This window comes from Flavobacterium cyanobacteriorum (assembly GCF_002251835.1).
In the GTDB taxonomy this organism is placed as follows: domain Bacteria; phylum Bacteroidota; class Bacteroidia; order Flavobacteriales; family Flavobacteriaceae; genus Flavobacterium; species Flavobacterium cyanobacteriorum.
Genome location: NZ_NOXV01000152.1, coordinates 1 through 5,940 on the forward strand (window position 1 = coordinate 1; position 5,940 = coordinate 5,940).

At 41.9% G+C, this 5,940-nt stretch carries 6 protein-coding genes; 4 read left to right on the forward strand and 2 right to left on the reverse strand.

Features of this window, described 5'->3' with window-relative positions:
* Positions 1–276: 276 nt before the first annotated feature.
* From thrS to rplT, 4 genes are all read left to right on the forward strand, one after another.
* Entirely contained in the window at positions 277–2,223 is a 1,947-nt protein-coding gene (gene thrS, locus CHU92_RS02325) for a threonine--tRNA ligase (RefSeq protein ID WP_094412204.1), read from the forward strand.
* A 24-nt stretch (positions 2,224–2,247) separates the two neighbouring features.
* On the forward strand, positions 2,248–2,802 hold the full coding sequence (gene infC, locus CHU92_RS02330; protein WP_165764569.1) for a translation initiation factor IF-3: 555 nt from the start codon (positions 2,248–2,250) through the stop codon (positions 2,800–2,802).
* A gap of 116 nt (positions 2,803–2,918) precedes the next feature.
* Positions 2,919–3,116, forward strand: coding sequence for a 50S ribosomal protein L35 (gene rpmI / locus CHU92_RS02335; protein WP_094412208.1), 198 nt, complete (start codon positions 2,919–2,921; stop codon positions 3,114–3,116).
* Between the two features lie 97 nt (positions 3,117–3,213).
* Positions 3,214–3,558 carry a 50S ribosomal protein L20 gene (rplT, locus tag CHU92_RS02340; RefSeq protein WP_094412210.1) on the forward strand — a complete coding sequence of 115 codons (345 nt, stop codon included), beginning with the start codon at positions 3,214–3,216 and terminating at the stop codon, positions 3,556–3,558.
* A 231-nt stretch (positions 3,559–3,789) separates the two neighbouring features.
* Here the strand turns inward: rplT and CHU92_RS02345 are convergent, their stop codons facing one another.
* The gene (locus CHU92_RS02345; RefSeq protein ID WP_094412212.1) at positions 3,790–4,305 is read right to left on the reverse strand and encodes a GNAT family N-acetyltransferase; all 516 of its coding nucleotides are present in this window, start codon (positions 4,303–4,305) and stop codon (positions 3,790–3,792) included.
* A gap of 97 nt (positions 4,306–4,402) precedes the next feature.
* Positions 4,403–5,368, reverse strand: a complete 966-nt coding sequence (locus CHU92_RS02350; RefSeq protein WP_165764568.1) for a DUF2268 domain-containing putative Zn-dependent protease — start codon at positions 5,366–5,368, stop codon at positions 4,403–4,405.
* Between the last annotated feature and the right edge of the window lie 572 nt (positions 5,369–5,940).

Genomic DNA, 5,940 nt, shown 5'->3' on the forward strand with positions numbered 1-5,940 from the left:
CTATATCTCCCCGCCGCGAAAGCAGGCGGCGGGGAGGATGCCGCTTCAATCAGGGCTGGGTTTAGTGGCCGGTACACCCCTGGGAATGGGTACTCACTTTCCCGGCCTTTGGCATCCCCATTGTATACCTTACATAAACCTGCCCTTCCCAAAAGGAAAAAGTTTATAGCCAGGCTTAAGAAAATTAACCCGTCTAAACATTCCGCGAACACTCATTTTACTGTTGTAATTCAGCGTGTAATACGCTATATTTGCCGCTTATAAATTCTTACATAAATGATAAATATTACACTGCCGGACGGTTCGGTGAAGAAGTTTGACGCGGGGGTTACCCCCCACGATGTTGCCATGAGCATCAGTGAAGGTTTAGCAAGGAACGTTATCTCAGCTTCCTTTAATGGTACCACTATTGAGACCAAAACCCCACTAACGACAGACGGTTCGCTTGTATTATTTACCTGGAATGACAAAGAGGGCAAAAAAGCATTCTGGCACTCTACCAGCCACGTAATGGCGCAGGCGCTGCAGGAAAAATACCCTGGCATCAAGCTTACCATAGGCCCCGCCATTGATAACGGGTTTTACTACGATGTTGATTTTGGTGACAATGTAATTACTGACAAGGATTTTAAAGCCATTGAAGACCGCGTGCTGGAAATAGCCCGTGAAAAACATGAATTTACCATGCGTGAAGCCAGCAAGGCCGAAGCACTTGAATTTTACAAGAAAGAAAACAACCCATACAAAACCGAACTCATTGAAAACCTGGAAGACGGCACCATCACATTTTGTGACCACGCCACTTTCACCGACCTGTGCCGTGGGGGCCACATCCCAAACACAGGCCTCATCAAAGCCATGAAAATTATGAGCGTGGCCGGAGCCTACTGGCGCGGCGATGAGAAGAATAAACAGCTGACCAGGGTTTATGGTATTTCTTTCCCTAAACAAAAGGATTTGACCGAGTACCTGGAGCTCCTGGAAGAGGCCAGGCGCCGCGACCACAGGAAGCTGGGCAAAGAGCTGGAGTTGTTTACTTTCTCGCAAAAGGTTGGGCAGGGCCTTCCGCTTTGGCTGCCTAAGGGTGCCGCACTGCGCGACAGGCTGGAGCAGTTCCTTAAAAAAGCGCAGAAAAAAGCCGGTTACGAGCAGGTGGTTTCGCCACACATTGGCGGAAAAGAACTTTATGTAACTTCAGGCCACTATGCAAAATACGGTGCCGACAGTTTCCAGCCGATAAGGACCCCTAACGAAGGTGAGGAGTTTATGCTGAAGCCCATGAACTGCCCGCACCACTGTGAGATATACAACACCAAACCGTGGAGCTACAAGGACCTTCCGAAGCGTTATGCTGAGTTTGGCACCGTATACCGCTACGAGCAGAGCGGCGAGCTGCACGGGCTTACAAGGGTACGCGGGTTTACACAGGATGATGCGCATATCTTCTGTACGCCGGACCAACTCGATACCGAATTTAAGAATGTTATTGACCTGGTACTGTATGTTTTCAGCTCGCTTGGGTTCGAGAACTTCAGCGCGCAGGTATCGCTTCGTGACCCGGACAACAAGGAAAAATATATAGGTTCTGAGGAAAACTGGGTAAAGGCTGAAAACGCCATTATAAATGCCGCAAAAGACAAGGGGCTTAATACAGTGGTAGAATATGGGGAAGCGGCATTTTACGGGCCGAAACTCGATTTTATGGTGAAAGACGCGCTGGGCCGCCAGTGGCAGCTGGGTACCATACAGGTAGATTATAACCTGCCGGAGCGCTTTGACCTGACCTACAAAGGCAGCGATAACGAGCTGCACCGCCCGATAATGATACACCGCGCACCCTTTGGTTCGATGGAGCGTTTTATAGCTATCCTGCTTGAAAATACAGCAGGTAATTTTCCGCTTTGGCTCATGCCGGAGCAGGCTATCCTGTTGTCTATTAGTGAGAAATATGAAAATTATGCCAAAAAAGTTTTAGAATTGCTCGAAAATCACGAAATTCGCGCCCTAATCGATAACCGCAACGAAACCATAGGCAAAAAAATACGCGATGCTGAGGTGCAAAAGGTACCGTTTATGCTGATAGTAGGCGAAGAAGAAGAGAAAAACGGGACAATTTCTGTAAGGAAACACGGCGATGCAGGAAAGTCGAACCAGAGTATGACAATCAAAGAATTTGCTGCCTTAGTGCAGCAGGAAATAGATAAAACACTAAAACCATTTTAAAGTTTAACTTAAAAATTAAGAGCCATAGCAATTAGAAACAACAGGGGGCCACAGCCCCGCGTAGAAAAAAAGGATGCACACAGGATTAACAATGCCATCCGTGTCCCTGAGGTAAGGCTTGTCGGGGAAAATGTGGAGCCGGGGGTTTACAGAACATCCCAGGCACTGCAAATGGCAGAGGAGCAGGAACTTGACCTTGTGGAGATATCTCCCAATGCTGCCCCGCCCGTCTGCAAAATAATGGATTATAAAAAGTTCCTTTACGAGCAGAAGAAAAGGGATAAGATGCTTAAGGCAAAATCTACCCAGATCACTGTAAAAGAAATCCGTTTCGGCCCGCAGACTGATGAGCACGATTACGAGTTCAAGCGCAAAAATGCTGAAAAATTCCTGAAGGAAGGCTCAAAGCTGAAAGCCTTTGTTTTCTTTAAAGGCCGCTCGATAATTTACAAAGAACAGGGGCAGATACTCCTGCTCAGGCTGGCACAGGACCTGGAGGAATTTGGCAAGGTAGAGTCGCTGCCGGTGCTTGAAGGTAAAAGGATGATTATGTACATAGCACCCAAGAAGAAAAAGTAAGTTGGAAAGTTGAAAGTTAGAAAGTTGAAAGTTGCTGCTGTAACCTTCAAACATTATAACATTAAATTTTTAACTAAAAAGATAGTAAGTAAGATAAATTAAAATACAGGAAGAAAATGCCTAAAATGAAAACCAAATCCAGCGCCAAGAAACGCTTTAAAGTGACCGGCTCTGGTAAAATCAAGAGAAAGCACGCTTTTAAGAGTCATATCCTGACTAAGAAATCAAAGAAGCGTAAGCTTGCCCTTACTCATGCGGCTCTGGTACACAGCAGTGATGAGAAGAGCGTTAAGCAGCAATTAAGGCTGGTTTAATCCAACCGCTGCTTCGGTTAAAAAAAGTAATAACCCTGGAGTATGGCCCTAAAGTTTCCGCTAAACCGGAACGCCTGCTACAAAAAACATTAAAATTATGCCAAGATCAGTAAATTCAGTAGCTTCAAGGGCTCGCAGAAAAAGAGTATTGAAGCAGGCCAAAGGATACTTTGGCCGTCGTAAAAACGTTTGGACAGTAGCCAAAAACGCGGTAGAAAAAGCAATGGCTTATGCTTACCGCGACAGAAAGCAGAAAAAGAGGAACTTCCGCGCCCTTTGGATTATGCGTATCAACGCAGGTGCAAGGCTTCACGGGATGAGTTACTCACAATTCATGGGTAAAGTAAAGGCCGCAGGTATTGAGCTGAACCGTAAGGTGCTTGCCGACCTGGCCATGAACCACCCTGAAGCGTTTGCTGCTATAGTAAACAAGGTTAAATAAAAAACGTTTTATAAACAATATATTTATCTTACTTATCAGAAAGAGCCTCGCTGTTAGCGGGGCTTTTTTATGATAATATCACACTTCCATATTTTTGTTATCTTACACCGTAAAACCAAATATTTCAGTATTTCCCAAACTTAAAGCCTTTATCTTAAATGGCTTTAAAAGAGGTTACCTTTTTTATGTATCTTAAAATTTTAAAATGGAGTTGCGCAACAGTTACCGATATTAGCGGTTCGTAGTTTTGTCATTTGTATAGACATAGATTAACTCATCCAGGTATTCGTTGTTTTTAAATACGGCATTTTTAAGTGTTGCCTCTAATTCAAATCCTGCTTTTTCAAGCACCCTATGTGAATTAGGATTACTGCCATAGGGCTTAGCATAGATTCGAGTAATGCCAAATGTTTTAAACGCATAGTCAATAATTAGGGCTATGGCTTTAACTGCAACTCCGCGACCCCAGTATGGCTCTGCTATCCAGTAGGCGATGTCAGCATTTTTTCTATGAATGTCAGAGCACGGAAAAATACCGATAGAACCTATTGCTTTGTCTTCAATTGTTATGGCAAAAATTTTTGTCGGACTTTCATTAGAAACCCGGTCTATAAATTTCAGTCCAAAATCTTCTGTATAAGGAAAGGGAAATGCGTCAGCAAGTTTATCCGAAATATTTTTATTATTGGCGTAAAGCTTTAGGTTATCAATGTCGCTTTTATCCCATTTTCTAATACTGATATCCATAAGTTGTAAAGGATTTAACCCCGTTCTATATTTTTTTCTAATATTGGTACATCGTATTTTACTGCCGCTCTTACCATTATGAAGTAATGTAAGTACATCATTCTACGTTGTATAGGCTTTTTTTATATACATATTTAAATTTGTTCCTGTTAATCAGGCAATTTAGGCCCTTCTTTTTATCAGATTGAAGGTTCATAAAGGCTTCACAAATTTTAAACCCCAAATAATACCCTAAATCAGCGGGCCTGCCGTCATTGGGCCTGAAAGAATAAATCCACTGGTTATATTCATAGGGAGTTTTTTCTACATTTTCTGTAAACTTAGTCCAGATGCGCTTCCTGTTACTCATAAAATAAGCCTCTGAGCTCTTATTCAGGTAGGTGCCAAATAAATAATATGAAATATATTCTGCGCTGCCTTCCAGCAGGCAGGTGTATAAGAGGCTGTTTTTCCCGTGTATTATCCTTCCCGTAAGTTCATTTAAGGGGAATCCAGCCTGTATTGTATGCACACTTTCATGAGCTAAATAAGCGAAAAGAGTCCCCTTTTCACTTAATGATTTTAAATAAGGGGGCAATTCTGACTTATCGGTAATGCCATTGTCTGCAATCATCTCTAAACAAATGTATATTATGTTTTCATCTACAGTACCGCCTACAGACAAGTCCCCGACCAGGAGAACTACCTTAATTTCTTTATATCCGTCAAAAAAATGTCCGATTTTTTTGTCAATGTAGTTAATAGTGTCGTTAATACTTTTAAAGTCTGTCTTATAGTTAGCCAACTGGTTATAAAACTTTGGGAATAGGCTCATGCTTTCGTATATTTTACGTGCAGTCAATCCCTTTTCTTTAATAAATGGCTGACAATTATTTTTAATCTTATCAAGGTATTGTACCTGGATTATACCTATTGAGTCTTTTGAATCCTTTGCATGTTTCAGCGATGTGAGCAAATGGTTAAAACTGCTTATGGCCCCAGCATCCAGCCTTTCCCTTGCGTCGCAACTGATAATGGAAAATGAAATAAAGCAGCTTAACAGTGTGTAGAATGTTGTTTTCATATTTCTTCTGTGTTGTATTGCTGACAAAGGATATTGCCGCAGATGGTTTTTTAGCCCAGGAGTTGTGTCGAAGAAAGAAAGCTGAATCTTGTACATATATCCAAACGGGGGAGTTCCCTTTTTACAATACCTAATGCTTATTGCGTAACTCATGGTTTTTCATTCAACCCATTGCCTTTTGTTAACTTGTAAGCCTAAAAATTTCCATTGTGGGCATTGTATATAAATTCACTCCGAAGAAATATCCCGTTTTCTTTATATTCTTCGTTATGAATTTCCTGACTAATATATTATTGATACCATCGTAAGCTAATTCTATTTTTGTTTTGTCCTGAATAAAAAGTTTTCTCAAGGGCTTTTTCTTGATTTATTAAAGAAACAAATTTATTACTTATTGTCGATTTCTTAAATATCTTTTATAATATTCCCAGACTCGTCTAATTCAACATTTGAAGTATATTCCCCAATACCTTTCTCTAAGATTGAATAAGCAAAAAATCCCCCGCGTGAGGGATTGTAGCGGATAGCCCGCAATGCAGCGCAGCGGAATGAGGACTTGCAGCGGAAAGCCC

Bases quoted from the DNA above. Each gene is read 5' to 3' on its own strand.
- CHU92_RS02350 (WP_165764568.1), bottom strand. From the start codon at position 5,368: ATGAAAACAACATTCTACACACTGTTAAGCTGCTTTATTTCATTTTCC.
- rpmI (WP_094412208.1), top strand. From the start codon at position 2,919: ATGCCTAAAATGAAAACCAAATCCAGCGCCAAGAAACGCTTTAAAGTG.
- rplT (WP_094412210.1), top strand. From the start codon at position 3,214: ATGCCAAGATCAGTAAATTCAGTAGCTTCAAGGGCTCGCAGAAAAAGA.
- thrS (WP_094412204.1), top strand. From the start codon at position 277: ATGATAAATATTACACTGCCGGACGGTTCGGTGAAGAAGTTTGACGCG.
- CHU92_RS02345 (WP_094412212.1), bottom strand. From the start codon at position 4,305: ATGGATATCAGTATTAGAAAATGGGATAAAAGCGACATTGATAACCTA.